Source organism: Actinacidiphila cocklensis, assembly GCF_907177275.1.
GTDB classification, from domain to species: Bacteria; Actinomycetota; Actinomycetes; order Streptomycetales; family Streptomycetaceae; genus Actinacidiphila; species Actinacidiphila cocklensis.
In genome coordinates this window covers 69,055-84,813 of sequence record NZ_CAJSLV010000051.1, presented here as the reverse complement: position 1 = coordinate 84,813, position 15,759 = coordinate 69,055, and the positions used below count along the sequence as shown (strand labels likewise).

Genomic DNA, 15,759 nt, shown 5'->3' with positions numbered 1-15,759 from the left:
GCGTCCACCTGCTCAACGGTCCCCGGACGCGTCCCGTACCTGACGCTCTCGCGGGGTGCCGGGCTCGGGCCGGGAGAGCGTGTCCGGCTGCGGTGCCGTCCAGCTCGTGAGGAGCTGGAGGGAGCGGGCGGTCTCGGAGCCCGGCTCGACGTTGTAGACGCACAGGGACTGGTCGCCCTCGCCGGGCGCCTGGAAGGACTCGTAGAAGAAGTGGAGGTCTCCGACCAGGGGGTGGTGGTAGGTCTTGGCGCCGTGGGTCCGGCGCAGCACCCGGTGGTCGTTCCACCACGTGGAGAACTCCGGCGATTTCAAGGTGAGTTCGCCGACGAGGTCGGCGAGTCGCCGGTCATGGGGGTTCCGCCCCGCCTCCAGCCGGAGGATGGCGACGGTCTCGGCGGCGATCCGCTCCCAGTCCCCGACGCACTGGCGGGCCTCGGGGTCCAGGAGGTAATAGAGGGCCAGGTTGCGGCGGGGCGCGGGCAGGGCGTCGAAGTCGGTGAGGACCTCCCGGGCCAGGCGGTTGGACGCCAGGACGTCCGTGCGCCGGCCGAGGATGAACGCGGGCACATGGTCCAGGGTCTGCAGCATCAGGTGCAGGCCGGGGCGTACGCGCTGCGAGCCGTCCGGGGCGCGGCGGGCCGGTGCGGGACGGGCCAGCAGGTCGGTGAGGTGCTCGCGCTCGGAGGCGCCCAGCCGCAGGGCGCCGGCGAGGGCTTCCAGGACTTCCGGGGAGGGGTTCAGCGCCCGGCCCTGTTCGAGGCGGGTGTAGTACTCGGTGCTGACTCCGGCCAGCCGGGCGACCTCGTCACGGCGCAGGCCGGGCACGCGGCGGGCGCGGCCGTCCTCGGGCAGCCCCGCCTGGCCGGGGGTCACCCGGGCACGGCAGGTACGCAGGAAGTCGGCAAGCTCGCGACCACGGTCATCCATGCCCCCAGTGTGGCGTGCGCGGGGCGGCCGCGGTCCGGGCCGGGGGGTACCGCCGGTACCTGCCTCGCCAATACCCGCCTGGTCAGGGCCTGTTACGGCACCCCAGGAGACGTCTGCCGGTGGTGTTCTTGTGGAGGGAGCGACGGCGACAGGCCGCGGTCCCGACCCCCTGATCCCACCCTTCAGGAACCTTCCCCGAAAGGCGTGTCCCTTGACCACGCAGATTGCCTCCCGCCCCCTCGCCGGCCGCGTCGCTGTCGTCACCGGTGCCTCCAGCGGCATCGGTGAGGCGTCGGCCCGGCACCTCGCCGCCCTGGGCGCCCGGGTCGCCGTCCTGGCGCGGCGCCGGGACCGCCTGGACGAGTTGGCCGCCCGGATCGAGAAGGACGGCGGTCAGGCCCTCGCCCTGGCGGTCGACGTGACCGACGCGGCGGCCGTGCAGTCGGCCGCGGACCGGGTGGCGGCCGAGTTCGGCGACGCCGACCTGGTGTTCAACAACGCGGGCGTCATGCTGCCGTCCCCGGTCGGGGAGGTGGCCACCCACCTGTGGCAGCGCCAGATCGACCTCAACATCAGCGGCCTGATGAACGTCATCGGCGCTTTCACGCCCCAGCTGATCCGGGCCGCGGCGGAGCGCGGGGTGGCCGACCTGATCAACACCTCGTCGATCGCGGCGCAGAACATCTTCCCGACCTTCGCGGTCTACTCCGGCAGCAAGGCGTACGTCTCGCACCTGTCCCGGCATCTGCGCACCGAGCTGGGGCCGAAGAAGGTGCGGGTGTCCGCGGTCGAGCCGGGCATCGTCGGCACCGAACTGCAGAGCCACGTCACCGACGAAGGCGCGCGGGAGTGGCTGGAAGGCTCCAGGGAGACGACGGAGTGGCTCACGTCGCAGGATGTCGCCGAGACCGTCGGGTTCCTCGCCGGCCTGCCGCCGCGGGTCAACCTGCAGCAGGTCACCATCATGCCCACCGGCCAGGTCGCCTGACCCCGGATGCCGCGGGGCCGCGGTCCTCGCACGAGGCCGCGGCACACGGTCCGGCCGCTCCGGAAGACCTGACAGCACGCCTCTGCGAACAGATTGCTCATCGACGTAAGGAAGTTGCGGCAAAACCTGTTGATTTTGCACCCCCCTCGATGGTGGGATGACCCGGCCGCCACCAAGGCGGGCCAGGGGCAGGGCAGGTCACGGGCGGGGAGTGGTGCCGGTATGGCGGACGTGCTGATCGAGGCGAAGGGGCTGCGCAAAGTCCACGCCCCGCGCGGGGGCGGCGCCCCGACCGAGGCCGTCGCCGGCATCGACTTCACCGTGACCGCCGGCGAGGCCTTCGGCTTCCTCGGCCCCAACGGCGCCGGCAAGTCCACCACGATGCGGATGGTCGCCGCCGTCTCCCCGATATCCGGCGGCCGCCTGTCGATCCTCGGCATGGACCCGGCCACCCACGGCCCCCAGATCCGCGCCCGCCTCGGCTCCGTCCCGCAGGACGACACGCTCGACACCGAGCTGACCGTCCGCGAGAACCTCCTCGTCTACGGCCGCTACTTCGGCCTCCCCCGCGCAGTCATCCGTGAACGCGCCGCCCAGCTCCTGGAGTTCGCCCGCCTGGAGGACAAGGCGGACGAGCAGGTCGAGGCGCTGTCCGGCGGCATGCGGCGGCGCCTGACGATCGCCCGCTCGCTGGTCAACCAGCCGGACATCCTGCTGCTCGACGAGCCGACGACCGGCCTTGACCCGCAGGCCAGGCACCTGCTCTGGGAGCGGCTCTTCCGGCTCAAGCAGCAGGGTGTGACGCTGCTGCTGACCACGCACTACATGGACGAGGCCGAGCAGCTGTGCGACCGGATCGTGGTCATGGACCACGGCCGGATCGTCGCCGAGGGCAGCCCCCGGCAGCTCATCACCACGCACTGCACCCGCGAGGTGCTCGAACTGCGCTTCCCCGCCGACCTCCAGGCCCAGGCCGCCGAGAAGGTCGCCGGCATCGGCGACCGCCTCGAAGCGCTGCCGGACCGGCTGCTGGTGTACGCCGACGACGGCGAGGACGCCCTCGCGGCCGTCCACCGCACGGGAGCCGAGCCGCTGACCGCGCTGGTTCGGCGGGCCGGGCTCGAAGACGTCTTCCTCACCCTCACCGGCCGGACGCTGGTGGACTGAGATGGCACTGACCACCGACACCCTCACCGCCCGGGTGCCCGCGCTGCGGGAGTTCGGCTACTGGATGCGGCGCTACCGCCGCATCTGGCGCGGCACCGTCGTCATCAGCGTGGCGAACCCGCTGCTCTTCCTGGCCGCGATGGGCGCGGGACTGGGCAAGCTGGTGGACGCCAACCACAGCGGCCACCTGTCCGGCACGCCCTACCTGGACTTCCTCGCGCCGGGCCTGCTGGCCGCCTCCGCGATGCAGAACGGCTTCATCGAAGGCGCCTTCCCCGTCTTCCAGTCGTCCCGCACCCGCGGCAACTATTCGGCCGCCGTGGCCACTTCGATGCGCCCCACGGACATCCTCGCCGGGCACCTGCTCTTCGTGGCCTTCCGGGTGCTGCTCAGCGGCCTCCTCTTCCTGGGCGTGGTCGTCGCCTTCGGGGTGGTCGGCCCGGCCAGGGCGCTGCTCGCCGCGGGTCCCGTCCTGCTCACCGGGACGGCCTTCGCGGCCCCGCTGATGGCCTGGGCGGTGCTGGTGGACCGGCAGAGCCGGCTCAACGGGCTCTACCGCTTCGTCGTGATGCCGCTCTACATGTTCTCCGGCACCTTCTTCCCGATCAGCCAACTCCCGTACTGGCTGCAGGCGGTGGCCACCTGCACACCGCTGTACCAGGGCGTGGCCCTGACCCGGGCGGCCGCACTCGGCGGCGCGCACCCGGGCGCCACCGCCGTGCACGCCTGCTACCTGCTCGCCATGACCGCGGCCGGCATCTGGGTGTCGCGCCGGTCGTACACCCACCGACTGAACCGCTGAAAGGACCGCCATGCTGGGCACGTTGTGGAAATCCCCGGCCGTGGCAGGCCCCGCCGCCCTGGTCGAGCGCAACCTCGTCATCTACCGCCACACCTGGTACCTGCTGCTGGCCGAGATCTTCGAGCCGGTGCTGTACCTGCTGTCGATGGGCGTCGGCATCGGCGCCCTCGTCGGCCATGTGCCGGGCCTGGGCGACCCGTCCGTGGGTTACGTCGACTTCGTCGCGCCCGGGCTGCTGGCCACCGCGGCGATGAACGGGGCCATGAACGAGACGACGTTCAACATCTACGGCAAGCTCAAGATGCTGCACACCTACGACTCGATCCTCGCCACACCGCTGCGGATACGTGACGTCGCGCTCGGCGAGGTCGCGTGGGCGCTGCTGCGCGGCACCGCCGTCACGGTGGTCTTCGGCGCGGCGGTGGCGGCCTTCGGCCTGGTCCACTCGCTGTGGGCGCTGCTGATCCTGCCCGGCGCGCTGCTGATCGCCTTCGCCTTCGCGGCGGCCGGCCTCGCGGTCGTCACGTACATCCGCAGCTGGCAGGACTTCCAGCTGGTTCAGCTGGTGATGCTGCCGATGTTCCTGTTCGCGACGACCTTCTACCCGCTGGGCGTGTACGCCCGCCCGGTGCAGATCGCGGTGGAGTGCCTGCCGCTCTACCAGAGCATCGAGCTGATCCGGGAGCCGTCCCTCGGCGTCGTGGACGCCGGCGTCGGATGGGCCGCCGGCTACCTGCTCCTCTTCGGCTGCGCGTCGATGGCGCTGGCCCTGCGCCGCCTGGAGCGCACGCTCGTGCCGTGACGGCGCGCGGGCGCGGGGCGGGCGGGGCGCGGTCGGGGGGCGGGTGCGCACATCCCCGCGCCCCTGAGATGCACCCTCCACTGCAGCGGAACCCGATCCACACGCCGCGGACACAACCCCCGCACGAACGGGGGGCGCCATTCCGTCAGAATGACCCGCATGCCGCACACCAGGGCTGCCGCCCACCCCCGCTACGACGCGCTGCTCGCCGAGTGGAACGAACTGCTGCGCCGCTGCCAGAGCGCAGGCCCCGACGACACGCCCGACCCCGGTCCGTACGGGCGCGAGGTGCTGGAGCGCTGGGCCGAGCCCCAGCGGCGGTACCACACCCTCGACCACCTCTCCGAAGTGCTGGCCCGCGCCACCGAGTTGACGGCCTACGCCGACGACCCCGACACCGTCGCGCTCGCCGCCTGGTTCCACGACGCCGTCTACCGCCCCGACCGCAGCGAGAACGAGGAGCGCAGCGCCGACCTCGCCCGCCGCGCGCTCGGCGAGGCGGGCGTCGACGCCGACCGCACGGCCGAGGTCGTCCGCCTGGTCCGCCTCACCGTCACCCACGACCCCGCCCCCGGCGACGCCGACGGCGAGGTCCTCTGCGACGCCGACCTCGCCGTCCTCGCGGGCGACCCGGCCTCCTACGCCGCGTACGCCGCCGCCGTCCGCGCCGAGTACGCCTTCGTCCCCGACCCCGACTTCCGCACGGGCCGCGCGGACATCCTGCGCCGCCTGCTCGACCTCCCCCACCTGTTCCGCACCCCCTACGGCCAGGAGCACTGGGAGCGCACGGCCCGCCGCAACCTCACGACGGAGCTGGAGCTGCTGGAGGCGTAGCGCTCCGGGGCTCCGGCCGGAGGCCGAACCCGCCGCGAAGACAGCGGCGTTGTGACCTGGGTCACGTCATGGCCATGCAGCAGATCCTCCGGCTGCCCCCGTCGGTAGGGGGTGACAGGAAAGGAGGAGCCCATGGATCTGGCGACCGACCCGACATCGGAAACCGTGCTGGTCGGCACGAATCCGGCGGGAACCGCGTTCCACGCGTTCGTGACGTCCCGCTCGGCCGGCCTGTACCGGGGAGCCCTCGTCTTGACGGGCAGCCCGGACGTGGCGGAGGAACTGGTCCAGGAGACGCTCGAACGGGTCTACCGGAAGTGGCGTGCCGTCGCCGCGGCGGACTCCCCGGACGCATACGTGCGCCGGATCATGGTGAACCTGGCCAACGACCGCTGGCGGAAGTTCCGCCGTACGGTGCCCGCGCCGCCCGGCGGCGAGATGACCGCACCCGGTGACGAGTACGGGCGGATAGACAGCCGGGACCAGTTGGTCCGCGCGCTGCAGAACCTTCCGATGCGCATGCGCACCGTTGTGGTGCTCCGGTACTTCCACGATCTGTCCGACGACGAGATCGCGGGTGACCTGGGCATCTCCGCAAGCACAGTGCGATCGCAGCTCGCCCGCGGCATCGAGAAACTCCGAGGTCAGTTCCCCGAACGCTCCGGCCTGTCAACGCAGCGCCCCCGGAAGGAATCCGATGACTCCGTATGACGACGTACGGCCTTCCGGCCGCGGCGGAGGAACCCCCTTCGAACAGGAACTGGTGAGTGCCATGAACGACTTCGCGGACTCCGCCACCGCACCGGCCTTCGAGCCGGACGTGATCGCCCGCAGCAGCCGGCGCAAGCGGGGCGTGGCCGTCGCCGCCCTCACCGCGGCGGCCGTCATCGTCGGCGCCGGTACCGCCCTGGCCACCATCGGGCACAGCGCGCAAGGCGCCGGGCGGGCCGCCGGAGCCGAGCCCACCGTCCCCGCCACTGCTTCCCCGGCCATCACCGAGGTCAACGCCCGCTGGCACTTCGCACAGGTGGAGCTCGTCACGCAGAAGGGGCACGGCCTGGCAACCATCGACCTGGCAGGCCTGACCCTGAAGGACGCCAAGACGATGCTGAGCAAGCACAACCTGCGTACCGGCTCGATCACCTGGGCTCCGTGCACCGGCAGGCGCGGCACGGTGCTGATGGTGTTCCACGGCACTCCGCGGTTGGTCAAGGCGGTGGGCGACCCCGACTACCTGAAGGGCATGAAGCTGACCGACACCGTCAACGTCGACCTCTGCTCCGGCAACCGGTAGGGCACCCCCGGCCTCCGGCAGGACGACCGACGTCCTGCCGGAGGCCGGGAGGCCTAGAAGACGACGTCGTAGCCGCTCCAGCCGGTGTCGCTCTGCACCCGACCCGCGTACGGGGCAACCGGGTTGCCGGTCCCGCGGTAGTACCAGAGGCGGCCGGCGGGGTCGCGGGCGAGCAGGTCGGGGTGGCCGTCGCCGGTCATGTCGGCGACGCCGACGATGCGGTTGTAGATCTGCCAGCCGGTGCCGACCTGGACGCGACTGCGGTACGGGGCGGCGGAGTTGCCGGTGCTCGCGTAGAGCCACATCTTGCCCGCGGCGTCCACGGCGAGCAGGTCGCCACGACCGTCACCGGTCACATCCCCCGCGCCGATCAGCGACTTGTACCCCAGCCAGCCCCCGCCCACCCGGACGCGCGACGACACGAGCGGCGCGGTCGCCGAGCCCGTACCGCGGTACAGCCACAGCACGCCCGCGCTGTCCCGCCCGAGCAGGTCGGCGTGTCCGTCGCCGGTCACATCGCCCGCGCCGACCAGGGAGTTGTACGTGTTCCAGCCCGTGCCGACGCGAGTGCGCGGCGCGAAGGAGCCGCCGGCGGCACCGTTGCTGCGGTAGAACCACAGCACGCCCGAGCGGTCGCGGGCCACCAGGCCGCCACCGGTGTTGTCGGCCTTGAGAAGGCCGAGCGGGGTCAGCGCGGAGTACGCGTTCCAGCCCTGGCCGACGAGTACGGGAGGGGCGAACCGGCCCGGACGGTCCGGGTCGGGGGTGGCCTCGTAACGCCAGAGTTCCCCGTTGGAGTCCCGCCCGAAGACGACCCCCCGCAGGTAGGCGGGCACCTGGAACGCCCCCACGAACACGCTCGCCAATGAACCGGCGTACAGCTTCCCGTCGGCACCGAAGGACTGCAGGTCGACCATCACCTCCCCCGAGGGGAGCCCCCAGTCCGCGGTGAGCTTCAGGCTCTCGGAGAACGTCCCGCCGGGGGGAGCCCACCGCCGGGCCGGGAATCCCATGGTGAGCGACCCGTCGGCCGTCACGGTCCACCGCTGGGCGGTGTAGGTCGAGGAGTCGGTGGAGTAGCCGAGGTGCAGCATGGACGCCAGCAGTTGCGGCGTGTATCCGGACTGGGCGATCGACGCGGCCGTGATGGTCAGCCGTGTCTGCGTCACCGGAGGCAGCGTCCCTGTGTCCGTGGTGGCCACGTCGACCATCGTGGCACGCCGCTCTCCGGCCACCACGGACACGTCGGTGTCACTCTCGCTGCCGGAGACGCCGAGCCAGGTCGCGCGGAACTTCGGCGCGTTGACGGTGACGCCCCCCCCTGTCGGTGCCCGCGGCGCTGACGACGGGCTCGCCGGTGGAACCGTCCACGATGTAGCCCACGAAGCCGTACACCGCGTTCTGTGCCGGGTAGGCCGCACTGACGTGCAGGTGGATCACTCCCGCGGTCAGCGGAGCACCGGGCACGCCGTTGTGGTCGCTGTCGTCCGCGCCGACGAGGACCCGGTCCACGTGGCCCGGCACCTTGACCACGGGAAGGACGTTGCCCGCGTCGTCGGTGAAGTGCAGTCCGCCAGGGCTGTCGAGCGCCACGTACGCGTCCGCCGAGGGCGGGGCGGTCAGCGTGACGTCCAGTTCCGCCGCGGGTCCGTAAAGGTCGACGGTCGCGCGCCCCACCGCGATCCTCGGCGCCGCAGGCGCCTCATCGGCCGTCGCGACGCCGGGCAGCCCGGCGATCCCCGCCGCGAGGGCCACGGCGGTGGCCACGGCCACCCGGGAGCGGGAGAAATGCTTGCGCTTCATGGAGCCGTCCTGCCGGAAAGGTCGATCGATGTGAACGACCTGTGCATATTCGCACCCCGGTTTGTGCTGGTGAGCGCGGGGGCTCTTCCCTGGCGGACGACCCGGGGCGTCCGCCGGGGTGTCGGAATAGCCCAATGGCCTGGTCTCGGGCGGCCCAGCGCCTGACGCTGCCTCAAATACTCCCATGGGCACATACGTTGAGGGCCATCCATTGACCCGCTCGGTGATCGAGCACGTTCCCGAGGAGCGACCATGACGGCAACACCGACCCCGCTGACTCCCGGGGGCGCCATGACGCTGGCCGCGATCGCGGCGACCGGGGCGACGCCGCGCCCCTCGGGAGAGACCCTGGCGGCGCAGGAGGCGCGCATCGTCGCCGGTGTCACCCAGCAGCTCGCCGACACCGGCCTGGCGACGCAGGGGGTGTGGCAGCTCAGGTGGCTCGCGCTGAGCCCGGACAACGCGAACATGGCGTACATCGTGAAGAACACCTCAGGGCCGAACGAGTTCGCCGTGGTCGTCCGGGGCTCGAACGCGAACGTGGCGGACATGCTGGAGGACCTCGGCGTCGGCACGGTGGTCCCCTTCAACTTCGGTGGAGCCTCGCAGCCGCCGTCGGTGTCGAAGGGGGCCATGGCGGCGTTCACCCAGCTCCTCCGGATGACCAACACCCCGGCGGCGACGACCGGCACCCTCGAACAGGCCCTGGTCAGTGCCCTCGGGGCGAGCGCGCCGCCGAACGCGACCGTCTACGTGATCGGCCACAGCCTGGGCGGCTGCCTGGCGACCATGCTCGCGCTCTACCTGCAGTCGCGCCCGTGGAGCAGACTCGCGCCGCAGTTCGGCGTCTACACCTTCGCCGCCCCCACCGCGGGCCTCCAGGACTTCGCCGCCCAGTTCAACAAGGTGAAGTGGGTGGTGAACCAGGGGTACGTCAACGCGTACGACATGGTGCCGCTGGCCTGGGCCGGCCTCGACACCGCCAAGGACTTCTTCCCCAAGCCCGGACCGGCCGCGGACTTCTACGTCAAAGACGTCATCATCCCGGAACTGGAGGCCCTCCCCGGGCCGAACGTCTACGTCCAGCCGGACAACACCGTGGCTCCCAACGCGGGCGACTACAAGCCCTACGACCCCGTGGCGGTCCACAGCACCGTCGGGGACTTCATGGCCCAGGTCGCCGCCCAGCACGCCAACTCCAGCTACCTGGACATCCTGAACGCTCCGCAGATGACCGCCGGCCCTGTGGTGACGATGCTCAGCACCTCAGAAGGCCTGGAGGGCAACCCGGTCATCGTCGCGGGCAGGGGCTTCACGACGGACAGCGTCGTCGACTTCGGCACCTCCCCGGGCACGCAGTTCACCGTCGAGAGCGACACCCGGATCTCCGGGAGGGTGCCCGCCGGTTTCGGCGTCGTGGCGGTCCGCGTCACCAACACCCTGGGCACCTCGCCGGCCGTCGCGTCCGCGCAGTTCGCTTACGGCGGGCCCGCGCCCGTGATCGTCACCGAGATCAGCCCGACCTCGGGGGCCTGGAAGCAGCAGGTCACCATCACGGGCACGGGCTTCACCAAAACCCCGGCTCCGACGGTGTACTTCGGAAAGAAGCTCGCGACGAGCGTCCAGTACACCTCGTCGACGGTGCTCACGGCGGAGGCGCCGGCGTCCGGTGCGGGCCGCGGCGCGATCAGGGACGTCAGGGTGCTGGTGAACGGCTACCTCTCCCCCGCCGGTCCGGCTGCCGAGTTCACCTACACCTCCTGACGGCGCCGGAGCGGGGTGAATTTCCCGGTTTACCCCACACGCGGTGCGTACTACGCATTACTGTCGGTCGAGGTGCTGGTCCCGCACGCCCCATGAACCCCCCCGGGAGTCACGACATGGCCGACCGCAAACCCGCCTCCTCCTCCGCCGCCTCCAAGAAGCTCGACCCCGCGCAGTCGCCCCGCGCCATGTACGGCGCGGAGCTGCGCTTCCAGCGCGAGCGGGCGGGGCTGAGCCAGGCCGGCCTGGGCGAGCTGCTGTTCGTCGGCAACTCGCTCATCGCGAAGATGGAGAGCGGCGAGCGCCGCATCCAGCCCGACATGGCCGAGCAACTCGACCGCGTCCTGGACGCGGGAGGGTTCTTCGTCCGCAACCTGGCGGCGGGGCGTGCGACGCCGTATCCCGAACACTTCGCCGGGGTCGTTGAGTTGGAGGCCGATGCTACGGACATCCGGCAGTGGGAACCCTTGCTGGTGCCTGGCCTGCTCCAGACCGAGGCCTACGCGCTGGCCGTCATCCGCGCTTACGACCCGGTGCTCGACGATGAGTTGGTCCAGGAGAGGCTGACCGCTCGGCTGATCAGGGCACGCATCTTCGACAGTGCGGACCGCCCGCTCTACTGGGCCATCGTGAACGAGGCCGCCATTCGCTGCCCGGTGGGCGGCCCGAAAGCCATGGCTGAGCAGCTCCGCTACGTCGCCGCGATGATCCGGCGCAGCCGAATCATCTTCCAGGTCCTGCCGTTCAGCGCGGGCGCGCACGCGGGGATGGAGGGTCCGCTACGACTCATGGATTTCAAGAACGACACCCCGATGGCCTACCTCTCAAGTGTCGGCAACGGCACCCTGGTTGATAACCCAGCTGACGTCAGGCGCCATGAGCTGGCATACGATCTTCTCGGAGCGGCGGCCCTGTCGCCGGATGCTTCCCTGACGCTCATCGAAGCGGTAGCCGAGGAGTACGAGCATGGATCTCAACCCAGCGGCGGTGACGTGGCGTAAGAGCACGTACAGCGGCGGAAGCGGTGACGACTGCGTCGAAGCCAGCGACAGCCTGACGCACGCCAGTTGGCGTAAAAGCACCCACAGCGGCGGTAGCGGCGGCGACTGCGTCGAGGTCGCCGACAACATCCCCGACCTCATCCCCGTCAGGGACAGCAAGGACCCGCACGGTCCCGCCCTGACGTTCACCCCCGCCGCGTGGACCGCGTTCGTGGACGCCACCGCCCGCGGCGAATTCCCCGGCGCCTGAGAGCGAATTCAGCAGCACGACCACCCGCCTGGTGAAGGCCCTCGTGTCCTTCACCACGCGGGGCGGCGTGAGGTCGGATCAACCTCGGGGGAATTCCGGATTACTCGTTGAACCACCCGGAATAGACAGCGCTACCGCCGCCGTTCCAGGTGATTTTCATCTCGTACCAGCCGTCATTCCCGATGTTGTAGGGGTGATTGTCGCAGCCGGCGTCGCCGCCGTCCTGCTCGGACCACAGCTCGGAAATGTTTCCGGTGAGGTACTGCTTCTTCAGCGTCCCCGTGACACCGTGGTCGTCGACTCTGGTGTCACAGATCACGAAGACGTCCCCGTCGTCGATGAACTTCATGTAACCGCGGCCGTCCGGCAGGTAGATGGTCTTGTTGCTGTCCGCCATGGCCGTCCCCTGTGCGGTGACGACCATGGTGGTGACAGCTGCGCCGACAATTGCGAGACGGGTGAACATGGACTTGCGCATGTGTTTCCTCTTTTCGCATGGGGCCACGAGAAGACCCGAATGGTGGAGGATGTCCGCCGGTGCCATGAATTCGTGGCGAACAATTTGACAGTAGCCCGCCAAAGCTTTGCGAGTCTATGAACTTGAGGTTCTCCAGAGCCTCGCAAAACGGCGTTTGCCCGGCTCGCCCGATCTTGGATCGGTTGATGTCGCGGAAAAACCGCAACAGCGGGCAGACGCAAGCCCTTTGGGTTATGAGTTTCTCTACGCTAGAAGATCTATGGTGCTGCTGAGTGCCCGTCAGAGGTCGCCTCGACAGCGAGGCTGGTACGCGGTGGCCAGCACGGAGACAGTGACCTGATCGGGCAAGACTTCGCCGTCGTTCAGGTCGGCACGACTCACGTGGCGTGCACTCGGCGTCATCGCAACCAGGTCCAGGACATCCAGCCTGGTCAAGGACGCGGAGTACTCCACCTGTTCAGTAACGGCGACCTCGAAGAAGGGGTTGAGCGCCCGATGCAGGCGCTGCTCCTTGGCCGGGTCGATCGTGACCATCGCAGGCACCTGGCCACGCAGCTCGGCCAAGTGCCGCCCGGTGGGTCGGACCACGATCAGCCGGCCGGTCGGGCGCAGTACGCGGTGGAACTCGGCCGGGTTGCGCGGGGCGAACACGTCCAGCACGACATCGGCCGCCCCGTCGGCCAGCGGGAAGGGACGGAAGACGTCCCAGGCCACCGCGGCGGCTCGGTCGTGGGCACGGGCTGCCGAGCGCAGTGCGCGCACCGATGTGTCCAACCCCAGACCACGGGCGCCGGGCAGCTGGTCGAGTACGCCGGCCAGGTAGTAGCCCGTGCCGCACCCCACGTCCACCACCGTGCCCTGCTCGGACACGGCGTCGGCCGCCAGGCGGGCGACGGCTTCGCGGAAGGGCGCGTAGGCGCCGGTTGACAGGAACCGGCCCCGCGCCTGGGCCATGGCTGCGTCGTCGCCGCTGGTGGCGCGGGTGCCCGTCAGCAGGCCGGCATAGCCGTGGTGGGCGATGTCGAAGGTATGGCCCATCGGGCAACGCAGTGCACCGTGGTCGGGGTGCAGGCGGCGCGTACGGCACGTCGGGCAGCGCAGAAGGTCGAGGGACAGATCGAGGGCAGGGGGAAGCGGCACGGGCACGAGGCACTCCTGGCACGGAGGGAAGGGGAGGGATCGTGCCTGCGCGACAAGAGCGTCACTGCCTCGGGAAGGAACGGGCAGCAAAGGGACGTGATTCACGCAGCAGGCACACCAAGGAGGGCGACGCCGCCCGGCGTCGCCCTCAGCGCCTTCCGATCACAGGAAGCAGCAGTGCGGGGTGCTCATGAATGCCACGTCATGAGTCTAGGAGACAGGGAACTCCGGCCCTACGGACTTTCGATGGCGAGCCTGCCGGCAAATGCGATCATGGCGACTCCGCCACTGGCCTTCAGCACCCGGATACGGTGTCCTCTCCCCGAAAACCACGTCCGCATGGCGCCGGCAGCGCAGACCCAGATGGTTTCGATGAAGGCTTGGACCACGCCTCCGGCGAGGCCGATGACCAGCATCTGGAGGACGGGGTGACCGCGCGAGTGGTCAACGAACTGGGGCAGTACGGCCATCAGCGACACGATGCTCTTCGGGTTGGCGACACCGACCAGGAAGCCCTGCCGTACCGATCGCGCCCACGACGTCCTGCTCGGGACTTCGGCTGCGGCAGGGGGCGCGTTCACGGACCTGGACCGGACGGAGAGCAGCGCACTGACGCCCAGACAGAACAGGTAGCACGCGCCGGCGACCTTGACCGCCATGAAGAGCTTGGCTGATGTCGCAACGACTGCTCCGAGACCGGCGAGCACGAGCGCCAGGAGTACAAGACCGCCTATGGCATTCCCCAGCACGATCCACAGTGCGGATCGACGCCCCAGGTTGATGGCACGGCTGGTCTCCAGCAGGACAGATGGTCCCGGGATCGCTGACAGCACTGCCGACAGGGTCAGGAAACCGAAGACCAGGTTCGGGTTCACGGGCACAGGACGGACGCTAGCCGAGGGTGGATTCATCGGGGAAGGGCAGTGCTCAGTTCGGGATGCGGTCGTCCCCTCCGACCACCGCAGCGAGCGGAAGGGCGCCCCCTCGCGCGCAAGGGGCGCCCCTCAGCCACCGCGGCCGGCTGCTAGCGGCGGCGCGGGCGGAGGAAGGTGGCCGCCAGCAAGGCGGTGAGCAAGGTGAGAGCCGCGTTCACGGCGATGGCCGAGGTCACGCCGTGGTGGACCGCGGCCGGTGTGGAAGCGCCGGCGGCGCCGGCGACCACCGTGGACATCACGGGCGTGCCGAGGGTGATGCCGACCTGCTGGCTCATGGAGGCCAGGCCCGTCGCCAGGCCCTGCTCGGAGTCGGGGAGGCCCGACGTGGCGGTGACCATGAAGGCGACGATGACGAGCATGTTGCCGACCCCGCCGAAGAAGGTCGCGGGGAGCAGCAGCGCCAGAGCGGGACCCGTGGAGGTGCCGAGGAAGAGCAGCGCCGCGGTGAACGCGGTCTGGACGAGCGCACCGACCGTCAGCGCGGTCGACGTCGAGGTCGCCGCGATCACCCGCGGGGCGAGCAGGCCGCCCGCGACCGTGCCCAGGCCCAGGACGCCGAAGGAGACGCCCGCGGCGAGCGGCGAGAAGCCCAGCGTCTTCTGCAGGTAGAGCGTCAGCAGGTACACGAGCGAGGTCTCGGTGGCGAAGGCCAGCAGGCCGAGCACGTTGCCCCAGGCGACGTTGCGGCGGCCGAGCGTGCGCAGCGGCACGAGGGGCTGCGCGACCCGCCGCTCGACGAGGAAGAAGGCGGCCAGCAGCACCGCGGCCGCGGCAAGTGAGGCCAGGGCGGGGGTACTTGCCCAGCTGTGGGCGCCGGCGTCGGTGAGGCCGAAGACGAGCGCGATCAGCGCGCCGGTGACGGTCAGCGCACCGGGCAGGTCGAGCGATGCGCGGCGGGCGGGGCGGGACTCGGAGATCACCGCGGGCGCGATCACGACGACGGCGAGCGCGACGGGCACGTTGACGAAGAAGGCCCACCGCCACGACAGCACGTCGGTCAGGACCCCGCCCAGGATCGCGCCGGTGGTGAACCCGGCGGACATCAGAGCCCCGTTGATACCCAGCGCCCGGCGCCGCAGCGGCCCCTCGGGGAAGGACGTGGTCAGCAGCGACAGTCCCGCCGGGGTGGCGGCGGCCGTCGCGAGGCCCTGCGCGACGCGTGCCGCCAGCAGCACCGCCGGACTGGTGGCCAGGCCGCCGGCGAGCGAGGCGAGGCCGAGCAGCGCGAGGCTGCCGACGAAGAACCGCTTGCGGCCGAGCAGGTCGCCGATGCGGCCGAAGAAGAGCGTGAAGCCGGCGGCGGGCAGCGCGAACGCGGTGGCGACCCACTGCAGGTTCGACAGCGAGAAGCCGAGCCCGTCGCCGATGGCGGGCAGCGCCACGTTCAGGATCGAGAAGTCGACGGCCAGCATGAACTGGGCGACCAGCAGGATCACCAGGACGAGCTTCAGCCGGCCGGTGAGCCGCGGGCTCTCGCCGCCGGGCGCGGCGCCCGTCACGGCACCGGCGGTGGCGCCGCCTTCCGCGACGGCGGACCGCGGGGTTTCGGTGGTGGACATGGCAGTGGGGTCCCT

General features: G+C 70.7%; 17 protein-coding genes. 10 read left to right on the top strand and 7 right to left on the bottom strand.

Annotation, left to right across the window (positions count from 1 at the left end; translation table 11 throughout):
• Positions 1-12: 12 nt before the first annotated feature.
• Entirely contained in the window at positions 13-927 is a 915-nt protein-coding gene (locus NFU81_RS14960; RefSeq protein WP_251489790.1) for a helix-turn-helix domain-containing protein, read from the bottom strand.
• Between the two features lie 211 nt (positions 928-1,138).
• On the opposite strand from NFU81_RS14960, the gene NFU81_RS14955 reads away from it, so the two are divergent.
• The 7 genes from NFU81_RS14955 to NFU81_RS14925 all read left to right on the top strand — a co-directional run bounded on the left by NFU81_RS14955 (position 1,139) and on the right by NFU81_RS14925 (position 6,814).
• Complete coding sequence (locus NFU81_RS14955; protein WP_251489789.1) at positions 1,139-1,915, top strand: SDR family oxidoreductase; 777 nt, start codon at positions 1,139-1,141, stop codon at positions 1,913-1,915.
• Positions 1,916-2,137: 222 nt separating this feature from the next.
• Entirely contained in the window at positions 2,138-3,082 is a 945-nt protein-coding gene (locus tag NFU81_RS14950; protein ID WP_251489788.1) for an ABC transporter ATP-binding protein, read from the top strand.
• Between the two features lies 1 nt (position 3,083).
• Entirely contained in the window at positions 3,084-3,884 is an 801-nt protein-coding gene (locus tag NFU81_RS14945) for an ABC transporter permease (RefSeq protein WP_251489787.1), read from the top strand.
• Between the two features lie 10 nt (positions 3,885-3,894).
• Positions 3,895-4,686, top strand: coding sequence for an ABC transporter permease (locus NFU81_RS14940; RefSeq protein ID WP_251489786.1), 792 nt, complete (start codon positions 3,895-3,897; stop codon positions 4,684-4,686).
• A gap of 150 nt (positions 4,687-4,836) precedes the next feature.
• A complete protein-coding gene (locus tag NFU81_RS14935; protein WP_422665208.1) occupies positions 4,837-5,520 on the top strand; it encodes an HD domain-containing protein in 684 nt (227 codons plus the stop codon).
• Between the two features lie 132 nt (positions 5,521-5,652).
• Complete coding sequence (locus tag NFU81_RS14930) at positions 5,653-6,231, top strand: SigE family RNA polymerase sigma factor (RefSeq protein WP_251489784.1); 579 nt, start codon at positions 5,653-5,655, stop codon at positions 6,229-6,231.
• Positions 6,218-6,814 carry a hypothetical protein gene (locus NFU81_RS14925; protein ID WP_251489783.1) on the top strand — a complete coding sequence of 199 codons (597 nt, stop codon included), beginning with the start codon at positions 6,218-6,220 and terminating at the stop codon, positions 6,812-6,814. The genes NFU81_RS14930 and NFU81_RS14925 overlap by 14 nt, the downstream gene beginning before the upstream one ends.
• 53 nt (positions 6,815-6,867) lie before the next feature.
• On the opposite strand, the gene NFU81_RS14920 is transcribed toward NFU81_RS14925, so the two are convergent.
• Together NFU81_RS14920 and NFU81_RS14915 are read right to left on the bottom strand one after the other, a co-directional pair.
• Positions 6,868-7,983: an FG-GAP repeat domain-containing protein gene (locus NFU81_RS14920; RefSeq protein WP_251489782.1), complete on the bottom strand. Its 1,116-nt coding sequence runs from the start codon at positions 7,981-7,983 to the stop codon at positions 6,868-6,870.
• Between the two features lie 82 nt (positions 7,984-8,065).
• A complete protein-coding gene (locus NFU81_RS14915; protein WP_251489781.1) occupies positions 8,066-8,617 on the bottom strand; it encodes a hypothetical protein in 552 nt (183 codons plus the stop codon).
• 252 nt (positions 8,618-8,869) lie between these two features.
• On the opposite strand from NFU81_RS14915, the gene NFU81_RS14910 reads away from it, so the two are divergent.
• From NFU81_RS14910 to NFU81_RS14900, 3 genes are all read left to right on the top strand, one after another.
• The gene (locus NFU81_RS14910; RefSeq protein ID WP_251489780.1) at positions 8,870-10,381 is read left to right on the top strand and encodes a lipase family protein; all 1,512 of its coding nucleotides are present in this window, start codon (positions 8,870-8,872) and stop codon (positions 10,379-10,381) included.
• Between the two features lie 116 nt (positions 10,382-10,497).
• Complete coding sequence (locus NFU81_RS14905; RefSeq protein WP_251489779.1) at positions 10,498-11,382, top strand: helix-turn-helix domain-containing protein; 885 nt, start codon at positions 10,498-10,500, stop codon at positions 11,380-11,382.
• On the top strand, positions 11,348-11,632 hold the full coding sequence (locus NFU81_RS14900) for a DUF397 domain-containing protein (protein ID WP_251489778.1): 285 nt from the start codon (positions 11,348-11,350) through the stop codon (positions 11,630-11,632). The genes NFU81_RS14905 and NFU81_RS14900 overlap by 35 nt, the downstream gene beginning before the upstream one ends.
• 100 nt (positions 11,633-11,732) lie before the next feature.
• On the opposite strand, the gene NFU81_RS14895 is transcribed toward NFU81_RS14900, so the two are convergent.
• The 4 genes from NFU81_RS14895 to NFU81_RS14880 form a co-directional block, all read right to left on the bottom strand.
• On the bottom strand, positions 11,733-12,110 hold the full coding sequence (locus NFU81_RS14895; protein WP_251489776.1) for a hypothetical protein: 378 nt from the start codon (positions 12,108-12,110) through the stop codon (positions 11,733-11,735).
• A 279-nt stretch (positions 12,111-12,389) separates the two neighbouring features.
• The gene (locus tag NFU81_RS14890; RefSeq protein WP_251489773.1) at positions 12,390-13,256 is read right to left on the bottom strand and encodes a methyltransferase domain-containing protein; all 867 of its coding nucleotides are present in this window, start codon (positions 13,254-13,256) and stop codon (positions 12,390-12,392) included.
• A 227-nt stretch (positions 13,257-13,483) separates the two neighbouring features.
• Complete coding sequence (locus NFU81_RS14885; RefSeq protein WP_251489771.1) at positions 13,484-14,125, bottom strand: LysE family translocator; 642 nt, start codon at positions 14,123-14,125, stop codon at positions 13,484-13,486.
• 149 nt (positions 14,126-14,274) lie between these two features.
• The gene (locus NFU81_RS14880) at positions 14,275-15,744 is read right to left on the bottom strand and encodes an MFS transporter (RefSeq protein ID WP_251489769.1); all 1,470 of its coding nucleotides are present in this window, start codon (positions 15,742-15,744) and stop codon (positions 14,275-14,277) included.
• Positions 15,745-15,759 lie beyond the last annotated feature (15 nt).

Coding starts and splice junctions, on each gene's coding strand:
- NFU81_RS14895 (WP_251489776.1), bottom strand. CDS start 12,110: ATGCGCAAGTCCATGTTCACCCGTCTCGCAATTGTCGGCGCAGCTGTC.
- NFU81_RS14950 (WP_251489788.1), top strand. CDS start 2,138: ATGGCGGACGTGCTGATCGAGGCGAAGGGGCTGCGCAAAGTCCACGCC.
- NFU81_RS14905 (WP_251489779.1), top strand. CDS start 10,498: ATGGCCGACCGCAAACCCGCCTCCTCCTCCGCCGCCTCCAAGAAGCTC.
- NFU81_RS14930 (WP_251489784.1), top strand. CDS start 5,653: ATGGATCTGGCGACCGACCCGACATCGGAAACCGTGCTGGTCGGCACG.
- NFU81_RS14935 (WP_422665208.1), top strand. CDS start 4,837: ATGACCCGCATGCCGCACACCAGGGCTGCCGCCCACCCCCGCTACGAC.
- NFU81_RS14880 (WP_251489769.1), bottom strand. CDS start 15,744: ATGTCCACCACCGAAACCCCGCGGTCCGCCGTCGCGGAAGGCGGCGCC.
- NFU81_RS14910 (WP_251489780.1), top strand. CDS start 8,870: ATGACGGCAACACCGACCCCGCTGACTCCCGGGGGCGCCATGACGCTG.
- NFU81_RS14900 (WP_251489778.1), top strand. CDS start 11,348: ATGGATCTCAACCCAGCGGCGGTGACGTGGCGTAAGAGCACGTACAGC.
- NFU81_RS14945 (WP_251489787.1), top strand. CDS start 3,084: ATGGCACTGACCACCGACACCCTCACCGCCCGGGTGCCCGCGCTGCGG.
- NFU81_RS14925 (WP_251489783.1), top strand. CDS start 6,218: ATGACTCCGTATGACGACGTACGGCCTTCCGGCCGCGGCGGAGGAACC.
- NFU81_RS14940 (WP_251489786.1), top strand. CDS start 3,895: ATGCTGGGCACGTTGTGGAAATCCCCGGCCGTGGCAGGCCCCGCCGCC.
- NFU81_RS14915 (WP_251489781.1), bottom strand. CDS start 8,617: ATGAAGCGCAAGCATTTCTCCCGCTCCCGGGTGGCCGTGGCCACCGCC.
- NFU81_RS14960 (WP_251489790.1), bottom strand. CDS start 927: ATGGATGACCGTGGTCGCGAGCTTGCCGACTTCCTGCGTACCTGCCGT.